Here is an 18205-nt window from a genome sequence, read left to right as displayed (position 1 = left end):
GGAAACTTTTTGCCACCACGTGACAATTAGTTACCGGAAAGATTTCGTACGGCGCCTCCGTCGCGGAGGAGACGTACTACGGGAAGGGTCGCGGCGCCGAGTGCTACGGCGTCGCGGCCCAGCTCGCACAGGACGATGGACACCTGCGCGTACGGGCGCCGAAGCGCGTGCTTGCCCACCTCGACACGCAGCTCGTCCAGGTGCTTCTCGCCCAGGAGCAGTCCCGCCCAGCCGCCGAGGACGATGCGCTCGGGATTGACCAGGTTGACCAGGTTCGCGAAGCCGGCCGCCAGGTAGCCGATCGTGTCGTTGACGATTGTCGTCGCCGGCTCCGTCGTGGACTGCAGGAGTTCGACGAAGGCCGTCTCCTCGTCGCCGTCGACGGTCCCGCCGGCGAGACGGTACCGGTCCAGGACGCCTTCCGCGCCGACGTACGCCTCGAGACATCCCAAGGCGCCGCAGCGGCACTCGCGGCCGCCGTACACGATCGTCATGTGGCCCCACTCGCCCGCGCTGCTGCGGGCGCCGCGGTAGCTGGATCCGCCGGCGACAAGGGCCGATCCGACACCGGAGCCGACCAGTGCGACGACGGCGTCGGTCGCGCCGCGGCCCGCGCCGAACCACATCTCCGCCTGACCGAGCATGTTCGCGCCGTTGTCCACGTGCACCGGGATATCGGTGCCCTCGGCAAGCATGTCGGCGAGCGGGACGGCCTCCCAGCCGAGTGTCTGCGCGTCGACGATCGCGTTGTCCTCTACCACGCCGGCCACTGCGACACCGAGTCCGAGCACCTGCTCCGACTGGATGCCGGAGGCACCGATCACCGTCGAAAGCCCTTCCAGTACGTGCTTCACGACCTCTTCGGGCGTCGGCGTCGCGATCGGGTGATCGGCCCGCGCCAGCACGTTCATGGCCAGGTCGAACAGCTCCACCCGGACCCGGGTCTCCCCGACCTCGGCGCCGACGACGTACCTGAACGTTGGTGCCACCCGCAACAGAACCCGCGGCCGGCCGCCCTCGGACTCGACCGAGCCGGCCTCCTCGACCACACCTTCGGCGATCAGTTCGGCGACCAGGTTGCTGACACTCGCCGCGCTGAGCGAGGTCCGGACGGTCAGCTCCTGGCGGCTCAGCGGGCCCTCGCGATAGATGCCGGTGAGGATCACCGAGCGGTTGGACCGGCGCATGTCACGCACCGTGGTCCGGCGTACTTCCATCCCACAACCTCACACCTGGCATCACGCAGCAGGCCCCGGGCAGGCCGCTCGACTCCGAGTTCATCATGCTGCCCCCGGCGACGGAAGAGGTGCCTTCTTCCAACTCGTGAACTAAGCCGCGATTCGTTACCACTCCGTGATTGACGGCCCGTTGCCACAGGGGCTTTGATCTACGGAACCGCTTCCGAAACCGGTTCCGGCAGATTTCAGAACATCCGACCCCGACCGCCCGAGGGGAGAGTCAGCGTGTCCATCACGATCGCCGATGTCGCGGCCCGTGCCGGTGTCAGCAAGACGACCGTGTCACGCGTCCTCAACGGCAAGGGTGAGCTGGATCTGCGCACCGCCGAGCGCGTCCGGCAGGTGATCGCCGAGCTCGGGTACGTGCCGAGCGCCCGCGCGGTCGGCCTGGCCCGCGGCCGGACCCGGATCGTCGGGATGCTGGTCCCCTCGCTCACCTGGCCCTGGATGGGCGAGGTGCTGCAGGGCGCCGTCGACGTGGTCGAGAGCGAGGGCTACGGGCTGCTGCTGTTCACCTTCAACCGAGGTGCGGAATCCATGCAGCAGTTCGCCTCCCAGGTCTCGGCCCAGTCGTTCGACGGCCTGCTGGTGATCGAGCCGGAGGGCACGCTCACCTACATCGAGCAACTCCATGCGCGAGGTCTGCCGGTGGTCCTGATCGACGACCGCGACAAGCGCCCGCAGTTCCCGTCCGTCGCCACCACGAACTACGCCGGCGGCGAATCCGCCGCCCGGCACCTGCTGGAGCTCGGTCGTCGCCGGCCACTGGTGATTACCGGCGTCGAACGCTTCGGCTGCACCCACGAACGCCTGGACGGTTTCCGCGACACCTACGCGGAGGCCGGGATCGAGCTCGACCCGAGACTCGTGTTCGAGGGTGACTTCACCCATGAGAGCGGGCGCCGCGGCGTCCAGCACGCACTCGACGAGCGACTCGAGTTCGACGCGATCTTCGCCCACAACGACCTCTCCGCCGGCGGTGCCATCCAGGCCGTCCGGGAGACCGGGCGGAACGTGCCGAACGACGTGTCGGTGGTCGGGTTCGACGACATCCCGTACGCCGAGCACACCGAGCCGCCACTCACCACGGTGCATCAGCCGATGCGCCAGATGGGTCAGGCCGCGGCCCGGATGCTGATGGGGTACTTCGGCGGCACGCCGCTGCCGGAGACCCCGCAGGTGCTGCCGACGACCCTCGTCGTCCGCAGCTCAACCGCCCCCGTCACCATTCCCCACCGCTTGCGTCCGAAGAACTCGAGGGACGTCCCACCAGTTCTTCGGACGTAGCGGATCAGGACTCCGGTGGCGGGGCAGCTGCCCCTGTCCCGCCGCCGGCGTACCCCTCGATACCGATCCGTTAAGGCGTCCGCTCTTCCCATGAGAGCGTTCTCACGCCACGATGCACCTGCTCACGCGGCTCAGGCGTGAGCATCCGCCAACAGATACACAGGAGGAACCGATGCGAGCACGACGTACAGTCGCGCTGGCCCTCACGGGCTTGCTCGCGGCAGCCGCTCTGGCTGCTTGTAGCAGCGGGGACGGGAAGTCCGGCAGCTCCGGGAACAACGGATCGGGCACCGCCGCGACCGTTCTGAACATCGGCATGCCGAACGGTCCGCAGACCGAGAACCACAACCCGTTCCTCGGCTCCTCCTCGGGCGCCTCGCTGGGCTACCGCTGGATGATCTTCGAGCCGCTGGTGATGATCAACGGGATCAAGCCGACCGAACCCGGCAAGCCCTGGCTGGCGACCGAGTGGAAGTGGGACGCCAACTACACCAAGCTGTCGCTGACGGTCCGCGACGGCGTGAAGTTCTCCGACGGCCAGCCGATGACCGCCGACGACGTGGCGTACTCGTTCCAGATCCGCAAGGACAACGAGGGCCTCAACTCCGACGCGATCCCGTACGGGACGATCACCGCGTCCGGCAACAAGGTCGATCTGACCTTCACCCGGTCGCAGTTCACCAACCAGAACAAGATCCTGACCGTGTTCGTGATCCCGAAGCACCAGTGGTCGACGATCAAGGACCCGAGCCAGGACACCCTGAAGAGCCCGATCGGCACCGGTCCGTACACGGTGAAGTCGTTCACCCCGCAGACCACCACGCTGACGTTGCGCGACTCGTACTGGCAGGACCTCCCGAAGGTCAAGGAGCTGCGGTACACGTCGTACAACGACAACAACGCGCAGACCACCGCGCTGGCCAACGGCGCGTCGGAGTGGAGCTTCGTCTTCGTCCCGAACGTGAAGGCCGTCTACCAGGACAAGGACCCGGCCAACCACAAGCTCTGGTTTCCGGCGAACCTCGGCATCCACGGTCTGTGGATCAACACCACCAAGAAGCCGTTCGACAACGCAGGCCTGCGGCGGGCGATGAACCTGGTGATCAACCGCGACGACATCTTCCAGCAGGGTGAGGCCGGCTACTTCTACCCGAAGGTCGAATCCGTCACCGGTATCCCGACGCCGGCGGGTGAGTCGTTCATCGCGCCGGATTACAAGGACAAGAAGCACTCGGTCGACCTCGACGGCGCGAGGAAGGAACTGTCCGACGCGGGCTTCAAGCTCGAGGGCGACGTCCTGAAGGACCCGACCGGCAAGCCGGTGACGATCACGCTCACCGACCCGGCCGGCTGGTCGGACTACCAGACCGACCTGGAGATCATCAAGGACAACCTGTCCACGATCGGGATCAAGGCGACCATCGACAAGGCCAACCAGGACGCCTGGTTCAAGAACATCGACGAGGGCAACTTCGACGCCGCGATGCACTGGACCAACGGCGGCGCGACGCCGTACGACATCTACCAGAACATCATGGACGGCAAGATCCTGAAGCCGGTCGGCAAGGGCGGCGTGAGCGGCAACTACGGGCGGTTCAACAGCCCGGAGGCGACCAAGGCGCTCGACGAGTACGCCAACGCCGCGGACGACGCGACGCGGACCACTGCGCTGAACACGCTGCAGAAGATCATGGTCGAGCAGATGCCGATCATCCCCACCTCGGCGTCCAACGTCGGCGGTCTCTACAGCACGAAGAACTGGGTCGGCTGGCCCGACGAGCAGAACCAGTACGGGCCGGCGCAGCCGACCCAGCAGAACGCTCTGCAGATCATCCTGAACCTGAAGCCCGCCGGCGGCCAGTGACACCGGGACCGCGGCGCCGGGGACTGTCCCCTGGCGCCGCGGTGCCACGATGGGAGTCTGATGACGGTCACCGAGACCGAGGTTGTTCTGGAGGCCGAGGGCCTCACCAAGCATTTCCCGGTACGACGGGGCGTCCGCGACCTGTTCACCCGCGAGCACAAGGCCGTGCACGCGGTGGACGACGTGAGGCTCACGCTGCGCCGGGGCCGGGTGACCGCGCTGGTCGGCGAGTCCGGTTCGGGCAAGTCGACGGTGGCGCGGCTCCTGGCCCAGTTGTACGGGCGCACGGGCGGTGAGATCCGGTTGCACGGGGAGCCGATCACCGTGCGCGGCGGCCGGAAGTTCCGTGCGTACGCGCGCCGGGTGCAGATGATCTTCCAGGACCCGTTCGCCTCGCTGAACCCGACGCACACCGTGCGGTACCACCTGACTCGCTCACTTCGTATTCACGGGCGCGCGGGCGACCTCGAGGAGAACCTGCGCTCGTTGCTGGAACAGGTTCAGCTCACTCCCCCGGAACGCTATCTCGACAAGTTTCCGCACGAACTTTCCGGCGGCCAGCGGCAGCGCGTGTCGATCGCCCGCGCGCTCGGCGCGGACCCCGAAGCGCTGCTCGCCGACGAGCCGGTCTCGATGCTCGACGTGTCGATCCGCCTCGGCGTACTGAACCTCCTGCGGGACCTGAAGGAACGACTCAATCTCGCCATCCTCTACATCACCCACGACATCGCGTCGGCCCGGTACTTCGCCGACGAGACGCTGGTGATGTACGCCGGCCGCATGGTCGAAGGCGGCGACTCCGAGACCGTGACGCAGAACCCCGCGCACCCGTACACCCGGCTGCTGATCGAGAGCGCGCCGGACCCCGATCGGCTCGGTCAGCTGAGTACGCCGGAGGACCAGGCCGGCGGCGAACCGCCCAGCCTGATCGCGCCGCCGTCCGGCTGCCGGTTCAATCCGCGCTGCGTGCACGCGATGCCGAAGTGCTCGACCGATCTTCCGCCTCGCTTCGAGCTGCCGGCCGAGGGCCATTGGGCCGCTTGCTGGCTCTACGAAGAGGGGGCGGTTTCGCGATGAAGTTCCTCATGCAACGGCTGGCGTTCTACGTCTTCACGGCGTGGGCTGCGCTGACCATCAACTTCTTCATCCCGCGACTGATCCCGGGCGACCCGGTGACGTCGCTGATCAACAAGTTCCAGGGCCAGATGAGCACCGACGCGATCAACTCGCTGTACGTGCTGTTCGGCCTGGACAAGAACGCGTCGATCTGGAGCCAGTACGTCGACTACTGGGGCCAGGTGTTCCGCGGCGACCTCGGGCTGTCGTTCACGTTCTTCCCGACCCCGGTGTCGGAGATCCTCCGGCAGAGCCTGCCGTGGACGATCGCGCTGGTCGGCATCACCACGTTCGCCAGCTTCATGATCGGTACGTCGCTCGGCGTGCTGGCCGGCTGGCGGCGCGGCTCGATCATGGACGGACTGTTGCCGGTGACAACATTCCTGTCGTCGATCCCGTACTTCTGGCTCGGTCTGCTGGCGATCACGCTGCTCGCCGGACCGAACAGCTTCTTCCCGTCGTCGGGCGGTTACGAACCAGGGCTGGTTCCGTCGTGGAACGCCGAGTTCATCTGGAGCGCCGTACAGCACAGCCTGCTGCCGGCGGTCACGATCCTGATCTCGTCGGTGAGCGGCTGGATCCTGACCATGCGGAACATGATGGTGACGGTGGCCTCCGAGGACTACATCACCGTCGCGCACGCCAAGGGCCTGCCCGAGCGCCGGGTGATGGTCAGCTACGCGGCCCGGAATGCGCTGCTGCCGAACGTTTCCGGTTTCGCGCTCTCGCTCGGCTTCATCGTCGGCGGCACGCTGCTGGTGGAGATCGTCTTCTCCTACCCGGGCATCGGCTACAACCTGTTCCAGGCCGTCGGCGCGAAGGACTACCCGCTGATGCAGGGCGTCTTCCTGGTGATCACGCTGTCGGTCCTGGTGGCCAACCTGCTCGCCGACGTCGCGTACCTGCTCCTCGACCCGCGTACCCGGAAGGAAGGCTGACGTGTCCGCACCCACCAGCACCATCACCGCGGTGACGCCGGGAGGCCCAGAGGTCGCGGTCGCTCCGGCCAAGCGCCGCCGATTGCGGTTCGTCGCGAACCCGAAAGCCGCGACCGGTCTGGTCGTGCTCGCGTTCTTCTGCCTGATCGCGATCATCGGCCCGTGGATCGCGCCGTTCGACCCGTCCGCCCGCAGCAGCGACCTGATCCAGCCGCCGTCCGGCAAGCACTGGTTCGGTACGACGCACCTCGGCCAGGACATCTTCAGCCAGGTGCTCGTCGGCACCCGCGGCGTGATGTTCGTCGGCCTCCTGGCCGGCCTGGTCGCGACCACGCTGTCGATCCTGATCGGCGTCAGCGCGGGCTTCCTCGGCGGCGCCGCGGACGACAGCCTGTCCGCGTTGTCCAACGTTTTCTTGGTGATTCCGGCACTCCCGCTGATCATCATCGTCGCGTCGACGATCCCGTCGGCCGGCGACCTGATGGTTGCCCTGGTCATCGGTTTGACCTCCTGGGCGTGGGGGGCGCGGGTGTTGCGGGCGCAAACGTTGTCCTTGCGCCGGCGGGACTACGTCGAGGCCGCGCGGGCGACCGGTGAGAGCACCTGGCGGATCATCACGTTCGAGATCATGCCGAACCTGACCGCGATCATCGCGTCCGGTTTCGTCGGCACGGTGATCTTCGCGGTGATGTCAGAGATCACGCTGGCCTTCATCGGGATCTCGACGATCTCCGAGTGGAACTGGGGAACCATCCTGTTCTGGGCGCAATCGCAGCAGGCACTGGCCCAGGGCGCGTGGTGGTGGTTCGTCCCGGCCGGTCTGGCGATCGCGATCCTCGGTACGGCGCTGTCGCTGATCAACTTCGGCATCGACGAGTTCGTCAGCCCGCGATTGCGTTCGAGCGGTCACACCCGGGTCAAGACCAAGGACGGGCATTCAGTCCGGATGCGGGTCGGGTTCACGCCGGTCCTCTCGTCGTCGCGCGAGCCCGTGACGCCCGTCGTACGCCGTGAGCAGGAGGAGGTCGCGTGAAGGCGCCGGTGCTGGAGATCAAGAACTTCCACGTCGACTACGGCCTCGGTGACTCGGCTGTGCAAGCCGTGCGTGACGTCACGCTGACGTTGCACCGCGGCGAGGTGCTCGGGCTGGCCGGCGAGAGCGGCAGCGGGAAGTCGACGCTGGCGTACGGCGTGACGCGCCTGCTGCCGCCGCCCGGCGTGATCAGCGGCGGGTCGGTCGTCTACCACCCGCCGTCGGGCGACGCGTACGACGTGATGACGCTGACCGACGCGGAACTGCGGAAATTCCGCTGGGCCGAGACGTCGATCGTGTTCCAGGGGGCGATGAACTCGCTGAACCCGGTGCACAAGGTCTCGACGCAGATGCTCGACGTGATCAAGGCGCACGAGCCGCAACTGTCCCCGCAAGCCCGGATCGCCAGGGCTCAGGAAATGCTGAAACTCGTCGGGATTTCCGCGGACCGGATGGACGCGTACCCGCACCAGCTGTCCGGCGGCATGCGGCAGCGGGTGATGATCGGGATGGCGCTCGTCCTCGAGCCGCAGGTCGTGATCATGGACGAGCCGACGACCGCGCTGGACGTCGTGATGCAGCGGCAGATCCTCGCGCAACTGGTCGAACTCCGCGAGCGGCTCGGCTTCTCGGTGCTGTTCATCACCCACGACCTGTCGCTGCTGGTCGAGTTCTCGGACCGGATCGCGATCATGTACGGCGGGCGCATCGTCGAGGAGGCCCGCTCGAAGGAGCTGTACACGGACTCGCTCCATCCTTACAGCGAAGGTCTGCTCAAGTCCTTTCCCGCACTCCGCGGCGAACGGCGCGAGCTGGCCGGTATCCCCGGTTCACCGCCGGACCTGCGCGGCATGCCGTCCGGCTGCTCGTTCCACCCACGGTGCCCGCAGGCGTTCGACCGTTGCTCCACCGAGATCCCGGTCCTCGGGATCCCCTCGGCCCGCAACGATCCCACCCGTTCCGTCGCGTGCTGGCTTCCTGGCCGCACCGCTTAGAAGGGCGAATATGAGCACACCATCAGTCGCGGGGGCGGCCGAACTGGTCGCGGGGCTGCCGTCCGGATTCCGCTGGGGAGTCGCGACGTCGGCGTACCAGATCGAAGGTGCGATCGCGGAGGACGGTCGCACGCCGTCGATCTGGGACACGTACTGCCGGGTGCCGGGAGCGATCGACAACGGCGACGTCGGTGACATCGCCTGCGACCACTACCACCGCATGCCGCAAGACGTTGCCCTGATCAAGGACCTCGGTCTGGACACGTACCGGTTCTCGGTGGCGTGGCCGCGGGTGCAGCCGCGCGGCAAGGGCCCGGTGAACCCGGCCGGGCTCGGGTTCTACGACCGGCTCGTCGACGAGCTGCTTGCCCAGGGCATCGACCCGTGGGTGACGCTGTACCACTGGGACCTGCCACAGGAGCTCGAGGACGCGGGCGGTTGGCCGGTGCGCGACACGGCGTACCGGTTCGCGGAGTACTCGATGCTGGTGTTCGATGCGTTGAAGGATCGGGTCAACACCTGGACGACGTTGAACGAGCCGTGGTGCTCGGCGATGCTCGGGTACGCGTACGGGGCACACGCTCCGGGGCGGCGCGAGTACCCGGCAGCGTTGGCCGCCGTACATCATCTGCTGCTCGGGCACGGGCTGGCGACTTCCCAGATGCGCGAGGCGTCACCGCGCAAGCTCGACATCGGCATCACGCTGAACGTCGCGACGGCGTACCCCGCCTCCGATGCGGAGCCGGACGTCGACGCGGCGCGGCGCGCGGACGGGATGGGGCGGCGGATCTACCTCGACCCGCTGGTGCACGGGCACTACCCGGCCGACGTGGTCGCGGACCTCGCGCGGGAAGGCGTCGAGCTGCCGATCCAGGACGGCGACCTGGAGATCATCGCGGCGCCGATCGACGTACTCGGGGTGAACTACTACTTCAGCCAGAAGTTCACCGGGTACGCCGAGGACGGCAGCACCGTCGACGCGAACGGACTCCCGGTGAGCCGCGACGTACCGCTCGGCAAACCGCGCACCGCGATGGACTGGGAGATCGTCCCGGAGGGATTCACCGACCTCCTGCTCAGCATCGCCCGCGACTACCCCGGCCTCCCGATGGTCATCACCGAGAACGGCTCCGCCTTCGAGGACGTCCCCGACTCCGATGGCTTCGTCAACGACACCGACCGCACTGCCTATTTCACCTCCCATCTGTCCGCCGTCGCCGACGCCATCGCCCAAGGCGCCGACATCCGCGGCTACCTCGCCTGGTCCCTGCTGGACAACTTCGAATGGGCCTACGGCTACGTAAAACGCTTCGGCATCATCCGAGTCGACTACGAAACCCAACAACGCACCGCCAAAGCCAGCGCGCTGTACCTGAAAAACCTGGCCGAGCAACACCGAACGCGGTAGACGCGGGTCTCGCGCGACGCGCCGGGCGCGCGCGGCGGTCAGCGCGTCCGCCTGGCCTGGCAATCCCCGACCTGGCGGCGTCGCACCTGGACCTGGCTCAAGTCCACCGAGGTCCCCTGGCCCCACTTTGAGCACGCACCAACCAGAAATCGGGTCGCGAAACGGTTGGGTGGTGCTCAAAGTGGGGTTGGGGGGTCAGCAGGTTGCGGTGGGGGCCGCCCAGTCGGCGCGGTCGTTGTAGCCGCCGTCGCCGGCGTCGCCGACGAGGAGGTCGAGGACGCGTACGCCGGTCAGGTCGACGTCGAACTGCTTCGGCGTGAAGCGGTCGACGATGCCGCTGTCGAACAGGACCTTTCCGTCGCCGACGACCTGGAACGTCGACGTACCACCCTCCGGACCGACGTTGCCGACCACGTCATCGATGCCGACGGTGCCGGTCAGACGTGAGCACGCCTTTCCGACGTAGTACCGGATCAGTGACGGCGAGGCGACCCCGATTCCGGTGGAGTACGTCGTACCGGTGAGCTTGATCGGGTTGCCGCCGCCGACACTCTCGTCGATCGTCGGCGACATCCAGCCGCTGGTCGCGGTGATCCACTGGTGATGCGACAACGGCACAGTCCCGCTCGGCGGCACCGGCGCGACAACCACCGGCGACAGCACGGTCGTCTGCCGCTGCACTCCATACCGTACGGTTTGGTATGTCGTCGTTGCGGTCAGGCTCGCGGTGCCGGGTGGGGCGCCGGCCGGGAGCGTGGCGGTGAACGTGAAGGTCGCCTGCGCACCGCCCTCGATGAGGCGCGGCGCCTTGGACAACGACTTCACCGTCCAGCCGGTGCCACCGGCAACCGTCACGTCCGGGTCGAACACCGGCTGCAGTCCGTCGTTGCGGACGGCAACCTGCACGGTCAGCTCGTCGCCGCCGGCAACCACCGGCGCGACGCCTTCGGGCTGATCGTCCGTGCCGACCTTCGTCACCTGCGGAATGCCTGCCGTCACGTGCGGGATACCCGGCACGCCACGGGCGGGCTGCACGCGGAAGAGCGCCGTACCGTGGGCCGGAACCGCCGCGCTGATCACGCCGCCGCTCTCCGTCACCTTGTCGTTCCAGGCGTTCTTCAGGGTGAATCGATCACCACTCAATCCGACCGCCGACGCGGTGGTGGTCAGCGTCTTCGCGCTGTCGCCCCGGTTGAGCAGTACGACGGCACGGCTGCCGTCGGCGAGCCGCTTGACCCACGTTTCCGTCGTACCGGCCGCGCCGACCCGGACGGCCTGTACGGCGGCCTTGTCCTGGTTGATCGCGAGTACGTCGGGATCGGTCAGCATGCCGATCGTCGTCGCGCTGAGCTTGCGGATGTCGCTGCCGATGACGAGCGGCGCGGCGGCCACCGCCCACAGGGTGAACTGCGTACGGAACTCCTCGTCGCTCATCCCGAGCTCCGGCGCCAGGTAGTCCGGATCGCTGAACGCGCCCGGCTTCACGACCTCCGGGTGCCGCGCGTTCGCGTCGTAGTTCCGCAGTACGTCCTTGAACTTGATGTCGCCCTGGAACCCGACGTCGGTGTACGTACGCCACGACTGCGCGATCCCCGGCGCGTACGACCACGAGTTGATCGACTGCTGCGACTCCGGGTAGTTGCCCCAGTCCGGCGACGTCACCGGGTTGCACAGGTTGAAGATCATCGGCCGGTGGCTGGCGTTGTTGCGCAGCGCCTGGGCGAACTCGGTGTAGACCGTCTTCGGGTCCAGATTCGCCGCGATGCCGCACAGGTAGTCGACCTTGACCGCGTCGAAACCCCAGGCGGCGAACTGATCCGCGTCGCGCTGGTAGTACCCACCGCTGCCGAGACCGCACCTGCCCGGAATGTACGGACCGGCGTCGGTGTAGATGCCGGCCTTCAGGCCCTTGCTGTGGATGTAGTCGACTAGCGGCTTCAGCCCGTTCGGGAACTTGGCCGGGTTCGGCACCAGATCACCGGCGTCGCTGCGGGACTGATCGGCCTGCCAGCCGCCGTCCAGCCACACAATGTCGTAGCCGGCCTTCGCGAGGCCGCGGCTCACCAAGGAGTCCGCGACCGACTTGATCGTGTCCTCGGTGAAGTCGCCACCGAGCCCGTAATACGTGTTCCAGCCCTGGTACGGCGTGGCGCTGAGCACCGGTGCGGAGGCCTGAGCCGCCACCGCACCGGTGCTGGTGGCTCGGGCCGCCACCGCCGGGGACGTGATGGTCGCGATCGTGCCGGCCACCAGGGCCGCCGCGATCACCCCACCCAGAAATCTCCTCATCTTTCATCCCTTCAAGAAAGCACTGTCGTTGAGCGGAACGGGGTCAGTCGAGAAGCTCGACGACCAGGCAGTGCGAGTCGGCGGAGTCGTCGAACACGACCCCGACCTGCAGCAGGTAGCTGCCCGGGTAGGTCTCGTTGCCTACCCGGTAGTTCTTCGCCGGATCCAGCCCGGCCAGCGGCACCCGCCGCGGCCGGGTCGGCAGCGTGCCGCGCACGTTGCCGTCGCCGGTCTCCCACAGGAACACCACGGACCGCGTCGCGCCGACGTACTGCACGCCGGCCGTCAGCCCGTAGACCAAGCTAGAGGCAATCAACTCTCGAAAGCCCTTGTACTGCTCGATATGGCGTGCTGCCGTCTTCAGTTGGTCGTCGGTCCAGCGTGAGAGATCCGCGCCGATCCCGAGTACGCCGGCCATCGCAACGTGGAACCGGAAATCGAGCGACCGCTCCCGACCGTCATGGGTGCCAACGGCATCGGTCACCCAGGAACTCATCAGGTGCGGCGCGAACCCGGTCCGGAACCCCTCCTGAATCCTGAGCCGATCCAGCGCAGCCGTGTTGTCACTGGGCCACAACGTGTCCACCCGCGAGGCCATCCCGAGATCCTCCCGCGCACCGCCACCCGCACACCCTTCGACGGACACCTGCGGATGCTCGGCCCTGATCTTCTCGAGGATCTCGTAGAGGTTGGCAACCACTCGACCATCGAGGTCCCGACGTTGGTCACCACTGTCCAACCGCGGCCGATTGGCGTCCCACTTCAGATAAGTGATGTCGTACGACGACAGCAGGCGATCCAGCGTGCTCCAGATGAACTCCGCCACGTCGTCCCGGCTCAGATCGAGCAGGAGCTGGTTGCGGATCAGGATCGGATCGCGCCCCGGCGTACGCAAAATCCACTCGGGATGCTCGGCCGCCAACAGTGACGACGGGCTGACCGACTCCGGCTCCACCCACAGGCCGAAGTCCAGCCCGAGGTCCTTCAGCTGACCGATGAACGCGTCGAGCCCGCCGGGGAACTTGGCCGGATCGACCTCCCAGTCCCCCAGCCCGCCGGTGTCGTCGGACCGCCCGACGAACCACCCGTCGTCCACCACGAACGTCTCGACCCCAATGCCCGCCGCCCGGCGCGCAAGCTCGAGCTGATGCTCGGCGCGGATGTCGAACTCTGTGGCGAACCAGGAGTTGTAGAGCACCTTCGGAACACGTTTTCGCGACGCGGTCCGCTCGTACTCGTGAAACACCCGCGCCAACCCGTCGGTGCCCTCAGCACTGCATGCACCGACGGCCTTCGGTGACACCCACGTCTCGCCCGGTTCAAGCCGCAGACCCAAGCCCGACGAAGTACGGCCCGCCTGGATCCGCAGCAGTCCGGTCGTGTCCACGTCGGCGGACATCTCCCACGACCCGGACCACGCCAGCTGTACGCCGTACGCGACATCCCCATCGGTCGCGAGGAACGGCGAGTACGAATGCCCCGTGATCCCCTGCGCGCTCCCGATCGTGAACCGGCCGCGCGGAAGCGTCACCGAAGCCTGCTGGAACTCGCTGTTCCACTCGCCCCACAAGTAGTTCACGGTGTTCCCCACCGGCACGACAAACCCAGCCGAATCGTGCCGATGCAGCGTCAACTCGTCCGACCCGTCGTTCCGCACCGAGACCCACCGCTCCACCACATCCCCAACCACGCGGTAGTGCAGCACGAGCCGCACCGCCCGCACCTCATCCACGAACGCCAACTCCAGCGCGCTGTCCCGCGGCGGGGAAACAATTGTGTGCTCCGCGACGAATTGTTTCCCAACCACACCGGTGAATCGCGGGCGAAGCTCGTCTGAACCGTCCGGTCCGCTGATCACCAAATCGACCGGAGACGTGTACCGGACTCCGCGAACGGCGTACTCGAGGGGTTCCACGTCCGCGCGCGGGACGAAATGCTCTGTGCCGACCACCGCAACTGGCATCGGACCAGGACCCCAGGCAACCAACTGGGCCCACTGACCATGATCCGGTACGCCGACGACGTACGAGGTCGTCGTACCGCGCAAGGTCCAGGTCCTCATTTAACCGCTCCGATCGCCAGCCCACCGACGAAGTGTTTCTGGAACCGCAGGAACACCGCGACCGTCGGCACCGCCGCGATCACCGTGCCGGCCGCGATCACGTTCCACGACGACACGAACAGGCCTTGCAGACCGAGCAGCGCCGGCGTGACCGGCATCTTCTCGCCGGAGCGGATAACCGTGATCGACCACAGCAGGTCGTTGAAGATCCACGTGAACGACAGCGCCCCTAGCGCTGCTAGCGCCGGACGGGTCAGCGGCAGGATCACCGCGGAGTAGATCTTCCCCGGCCCGGCCCCGTCGATCGTCGCCGCCTCCTGGATCTCCCGCGGCAGATCCCGCATGAACCCGTGCAGCACGAACGTGTAGAACCCGAGCCCGAACCCGACATGCACAGCGATGAGTGCGATCAGCGTGTCGTAGTACCCGATCAACTCCACGAACCGGGAGATCGGGATCAGCAGGATCTGCGGCGGCAACAGGTTCCCCATCAACATCAGCAACAGGATCGTCCGCCGGAACGGGAGCGAGTACCGCGCCAGCCCGTACGCCGCGATCGACGCCAGCCCGAGACTCAGCAGCACGGCCGGGATCGTCACCAGGAGACTGTTGATCAGCGCCCGGAACTCGTCCGCGTCCTCCCACGCCGACTTGTACGTCGAGAACGTGAACGAATGCGGTAGCGATCCGAGCCCGTTCGCCGCGACGTCGTCGAAGCTGCGGAACGAGATGACGATCACCCAGAGGATCGGCGCGACCCACAGGAAGGAGACGACGCTCATCGCGACGTGGTACCCCACGCGCCTGATCATGTTTCCTCCCGGAACGCGCGGATGAGGTACCCGAGGATGACGGCCAGGGCGAGCAGGAAGATCACCACGGCGATCGCTGACGCATAGCCGAGTTGGGTGGACTGGAACGCGGTCGAGTACATGTAGGTGCTGAGCAGTTCGGACGAGTGGTACGGACCGCCCCGCGTCATCGACCAAACGATGTCGAAGGACCGCAGCGAGTCGATCACGATCACCGACAGGACGACGGAGTTGACGCCCTTGAGCTGCGGGATGGTGACGTACCGGGTGCGCTGCCAGGCGGACGCGCCGTCGACCTTCGCGGCCTCGTAGAGCACGGGGTCGACCGCTTTCAGGCCGGCCAGGTACAGCACCATCACGTACCCGATCTGGCGCCACAGGGCCGGCACGATCACGGCGTACAGCGCGGTGTCCGGGTCGGCCAGCCACGGGCGAACGAAGTTGCCCAGGCCAACGGATCGGAACACCGTGTCGACAAGTCCATCCGGCTGGTAGAACACCCGCCAGATCAGCGCGGTGACGACCAGCGAGAACACGACCGGGGTGAACAGGGCGGCCCGGTAGATCCCGACGCCGCGTCGCTCGCGCTGCAGCAGCAGCGCCATGCCGAAGCCGCCGATCACACTCAGGCCACCGAACAGCACCAGCCAGATCGCCGTGTTCTTCAACGCCGTCCGGAAGATCGGATCCGACACCATGTCGGAGAAGTTTCCGAACCCGACGAACCGAGGCGCCGACAACCCGTCCCAACTCGTCAACGCCAACCAGAACCCCTGCAAAGCAGGCCAGAACACCCAGACAGCCTCAACAACAAACGGCACCAGCACGAACGCGAGGATCAAGGGAGAAACTCTGCGCGGCTTCGTACGACGTGACCCCGCAGCCGGACCGTTCCCGGTCCGGCTCCGCGGTTCCACAGCTGTAGCGGTCACGCCTTGAAGACCTTTTCGGCGGCTGCCTGCCAGTCGGCCAGGATCTTGTCGATCTGGTCGGGCTTGTCGAGGAACTTGGTGAGGGCGGCGTCGGCGGTCGGCTGGAGGGCGTCGGAGGAGTCGCGGTTGAAGAACTGGGTGAGCTCGGCGGCGCCTTCGATCATCGCCTTGCCCTTCTTCACCAGCGCGGTGTCCGCCGACTTACCTTCCGGGTTCGCGGGAATCGCCGTACCGGAGGAGCTTTGCACGTAGATGTTCTGCGCTTCCGGCGTCGCCAGCCAGGTGAGGAACTTCTTCACCCCGTCCGGATCCTTCGCCTTCTTCGACGCGAAGTACCCGTCCGTCGGCGCCTCTTCGGCCACGGGTACGGCAGGATCGATGATCGGGAACTGGAAGAAGTCGATGTCGTCGAGCGCGTCCTTCGGCGCCGAGTCCGCGAAGAACGTCCCGATCAGGAACATTCCCGTCTTGCCCCCGAGCAGCGCCGACGTCGCCTCCTGGAACGGGAACGACTTCCCCTTCGGGTCGAAGTACGGCAGCACCTCACGCCACTTGGTGAAGACCGCCTTCACCTTCGGATCGGTGAAGTTCCCCTGGCCGGCCAGCAGCTCCCGGTGGAACGGCGCGCCGTTGATCCGGATGTTCAGGTAGTCGAACCACGCCGACGCGACCCACGGGGTGTCGCCGAGCCCGATCCCGATCGGCGGGATGCCCTTGCCCTGAATGGTCTTGCAGACGGCGACGAACTCGTCCCAGGTCTTCGGCGGCGTTACGCCCCACTTGGCGAAGTTCGACTTCCGGTAGAACATGCCCCACCAGTAGTAGCTGGTCGGCACGAAGATCTTCTGCCCGGCGCTGCTCGTGGACAGCGTCTGCATCGCCTTCGAGTAGTTGCCCATCGACTCCCAGACACTCGAGACGTCGAGGAGCAGGTCCTTCTTCGCGTACGAGTCCGCGACCGAGCCGGCGTACCAGGTGTAGACGTCGGGCGGGTTCGCCGAGGTCAGGTACGTCGGGAGCTGGGTCCGGAAGATCTCCGACGCGACCGTGTTCAGCTTGACCTGCGCGCCGCCGGTCTTGTTGTACGCGGCAACGAGTTTCTCCATCGCGGCCTTCGCCTGCTCGCTGGAGAGGTTCGACTGCAGGGCCAACTGACCGGTTGGCGCGCTGCTACTGCCCGGACTCTTCGTCGATGTCGCGCACCCCGGTACCAGGGTGGCTGCCCCGAGCAGTCCGAGTCCCTTGAGGAAAGTCCGTCGATCTGCTGCCAGACCCGTCATGCCCACTCCTGAGTTCTGCTCGACGGTGATGCCAGTCGAGTACTGGTCCTTGTTGCCGACGATCTTGCGGCGAGCCGTCCCGAGTGTCAATATTAATTCGTAAATTACGAGCAAATCGCTTGACGCGGCACTGCCTGTCACGGTCAACTGATGGCTCGTTCATCGTTGGAACGGGCCTGCCTGCGTGCTTGGGTAGGGGTGACTTGAGGAGGCGCGGGTGCGGCTGGCTGGGCGGGTGATCGTGGTGACCGGGGCTGCGTCGGGGATCGGCGCGGCCTGCGCCGACCGGGCGCTGACCGAGGGCGCGCAGGTCGTGCAGGTCGACGTACATCCCTGCAAGGACGTGCCGGGCAAAGCCATCAGCGTGGTCGGCGACGTCGCGTCGCCGGACACCTGGGCCGAGGTCCGGTCCCGCGGCCGCGACGAGCTCGGCCCGATCGACGGCCTGGTCAGCAACGCGGTCGTCGTCGACGTGAAGCCGGCCCACGAGTTGTCGCCGCAGTCCTGGCAACGCCAGCTCGACGTCAACCTGACCGCGGCGTTCCTCGGTTTCCAGGCCGTGTACGACGACCTCGTAGCGAACGCCGGCTCCGTCGTACTGGTCTCCTCGGTCCACGCGATCGCAGGCCTCCCGGGACATCCGGCGTACGCCGCGACGAAGGGCGCACTGATCTCGCTCGGGCGCCAACTGGCTGTCGAGTACGGTCACTCGATCCGGGTGAACACCGTGCTTCCAGGCCCGGTCGTTACCGCGATGTGGGACCGCGTCGACGCCGAAGGCCGCGAACGCAGTGCGCAGGCGACGGCGCTCGGACGACTCGGCCAACCGGACGAGGTCGCCCAGGCGGTGGCGTTCCTGCTGTCGTCCGAGGCGTCGTTCGTGACGGCCACCAGCCTGGTGGTCGACGGCGGATGGTCCGCGGTGAAGGACTCGGCATGAGGGAGAGCGGT

Annotated in this window: 14 protein-coding genes; 8 read left to right on the top strand and 6 right to left on the bottom strand. The window is 66.9% G+C overall.

Going from position 1 to position 18205, the window contains the following annotated elements; genetic code table 11:
• Positions 1–26 precede the first annotated feature (26 nt).
• A complete protein-coding gene (locus ACWF0M_RS25930; RefSeq protein WP_452238302.1) occupies positions 27–1217 on the bottom strand; it encodes an ROK family transcriptional regulator in 1191 nt (396 codons plus the stop codon).
• 246 nt (positions 1218–1463) lie between these two features.
• Between ACWF0M_RS25930 and ACWF0M_RS25925 the strand changes: the two genes are divergently transcribed.
• The 7 genes from ACWF0M_RS25925 to ACWF0M_RS25895 all read left to right on the top strand — a co-directional run bounded on the left by ACWF0M_RS25925 (position 1464) and on the right by ACWF0M_RS25895 (position 9879).
• Complete coding sequence (locus ACWF0M_RS25925; protein WP_452238301.1) at positions 1464–2525, top strand: LacI family DNA-binding transcriptional regulator; 1062 nt, start codon at positions 1464–1466, stop codon at positions 2523–2525.
• Between the two features lie 172 nt (positions 2526–2697).
• A complete protein-coding gene (locus ACWF0M_RS25920; RefSeq protein ID WP_452238300.1) occupies positions 2698–4389 on the top strand; it encodes an ABC transporter substrate-binding protein in 1692 nt (563 codons plus the stop codon).
• 60 nt (positions 4390–4449) lie between these two features.
• On the top strand, positions 4450–5466 hold the full coding sequence (locus tag ACWF0M_RS25915) for an ABC transporter ATP-binding protein (protein WP_452238299.1): 1017 nt from the start codon (positions 4450–4452) through the stop codon (positions 5464–5466).
• Entirely contained in the window at positions 5463–6443 is a 981-nt protein-coding gene (locus tag ACWF0M_RS25910; RefSeq protein WP_452238298.1) for an ABC transporter permease, read from the top strand. Before ACWF0M_RS25915 ends, ACWF0M_RS25910 begins: the two co-directional genes overlap by 4 nt.
• Before the next feature lies 1 nt (position 6444).
• Positions 6445–7476 (top strand): ABC transporter permease, encoded by a 1032-nt coding sequence (locus ACWF0M_RS25905; RefSeq protein ID WP_452238297.1) that lies wholly within the window; start codon positions 6445–6447, stop codon positions 7474–7476.
• Positions 7473–8471 (top strand): ABC transporter ATP-binding protein, encoded by a 999-nt coding sequence (locus ACWF0M_RS25900; protein WP_452238296.1) that lies wholly within the window; start codon positions 7473–7475, stop codon positions 8469–8471. Before ACWF0M_RS25905 ends, ACWF0M_RS25900 begins: the two co-directional genes overlap by 4 nt.
• A gap of 10 nt (positions 8472–8481) precedes the next feature.
• A complete protein-coding gene (locus ACWF0M_RS25895; protein WP_452238295.1) occupies positions 8482–9879 on the top strand; it encodes a GH1 family beta-glucosidase in 1398 nt (465 codons plus the stop codon).
• A gap of 195 nt (positions 9880–10074) precedes the next feature.
• On the opposite strand, the gene ACWF0M_RS25890 is transcribed toward ACWF0M_RS25895, so the two are convergent.
• From ACWF0M_RS25890 to ACWF0M_RS25870, 5 genes are all read right to left on the bottom strand, one after another.
• Positions 10075–12168, bottom strand: a complete 2094-nt coding sequence (locus ACWF0M_RS25890; protein WP_452238294.1) for an NPCBM/NEW2 domain-containing protein — start codon at positions 12166–12168, stop codon at positions 10075–10077.
• A 43-nt stretch (positions 12169–12211) separates the two neighbouring features.
• Positions 12212–14230, bottom strand: a complete 2019-nt coding sequence (locus tag ACWF0M_RS25885) for an alpha-galactosidase (protein ID WP_452238293.1) — start codon at positions 14228–14230, stop codon at positions 12212–12214.
• A complete protein-coding gene (locus tag ACWF0M_RS25880) occupies positions 14227–15042 on the bottom strand; it encodes a carbohydrate ABC transporter permease (RefSeq protein ID WP_452238292.1) in 816 nt (271 codons plus the stop codon). The genes ACWF0M_RS25885 and ACWF0M_RS25880 overlap by 4 nt, the downstream gene beginning before the upstream one ends.
• Positions 15039–15884 (bottom strand): carbohydrate ABC transporter permease, encoded by an 846-nt coding sequence (locus tag ACWF0M_RS25875; RefSeq protein WP_452238291.1) that lies wholly within the window; start codon positions 15882–15884, stop codon positions 15039–15041. Before ACWF0M_RS25875 ends, ACWF0M_RS25880 begins: the two co-directional genes overlap by 4 nt.
• Positions 15885–15970: 86 nt before the next feature.
• Positions 15971–17344, bottom strand: a complete 1374-nt coding sequence (locus tag ACWF0M_RS25870) for an ABC transporter substrate-binding protein (RefSeq protein ID WP_452238290.1) — start codon at positions 17342–17344, stop codon at positions 15971–15973.
• Between the two features lie 127 nt (positions 17345–17471).
• On the opposite strand from ACWF0M_RS25870, the gene ACWF0M_RS25865 reads away from it, so the two are divergent.
• Positions 17472–18194: an SDR family NAD(P)-dependent oxidoreductase gene (locus tag ACWF0M_RS25865; protein ID WP_452238289.1), complete on the top strand. Its 723-nt coding sequence runs from the start codon at positions 17472–17474 to the stop codon at positions 18192–18194.
• Positions 18195–18205 lie beyond the last annotated feature (11 nt).

This window comes from Kribbella sp. NPDC055110, from assembly GCF_053607525.1.
The sequence above is the reverse complement of the archived record's forward strand: the minus strand, read 5'-3'. Positions and strand labels throughout refer to the sequence as shown.

Bases quoted from the DNA above. Each gene is read 5' to 3' on its own strand.
- ACWF0M_RS25895 (WP_452238295.1), top strand. From the start codon at position 8,482: ATGAGCACACCATCAGTCGCGGGGGCGGCCGAACTGGTCGCGGGGCTG.
- ACWF0M_RS25920 (WP_452238300.1), top strand. From the start codon at position 2,698: ATGCGAGCACGACGTACAGTCGCGCTGGCCCTCACGGGCTTGCTCGCG.
- ACWF0M_RS25890 (WP_452238294.1), bottom strand. From the start codon at position 12,168: ATGAGGAGATTTCTGGGTGGGGTGATCGCGGCGGCCCTGGTGGCCGGC.
- ACWF0M_RS25930 (WP_452238302.1), bottom strand. From the start codon at position 1,217: ATGGAAGTACGCCGGACCACGGTGCGTGACATGCGCCGGTCCAACCGC.
- ACWF0M_RS25915 (WP_452238299.1), top strand. From the start codon at position 4,450: ATGACGGTCACCGAGACCGAGGTTGTTCTGGAGGCCGAGGGCCTCACC.
- ACWF0M_RS25880 (WP_452238292.1), bottom strand. From the start codon at position 15,042: ATGATCAGGCGCGTGGGGTACCACGTCGCGATGAGCGTCGTCTCCTTC.
- ACWF0M_RS25885 (WP_452238293.1), bottom strand. From the start codon at position 14,230: ATGAGGACCTGGACCTTGCGCGGTACGACGACCTCGTACGTCGTCGGC.
- ACWF0M_RS25910 (WP_452238298.1), top strand. From the start codon at position 5,463: ATGAAGTTCCTCATGCAACGGCTGGCGTTCTACGTCTTCACGGCGTGG.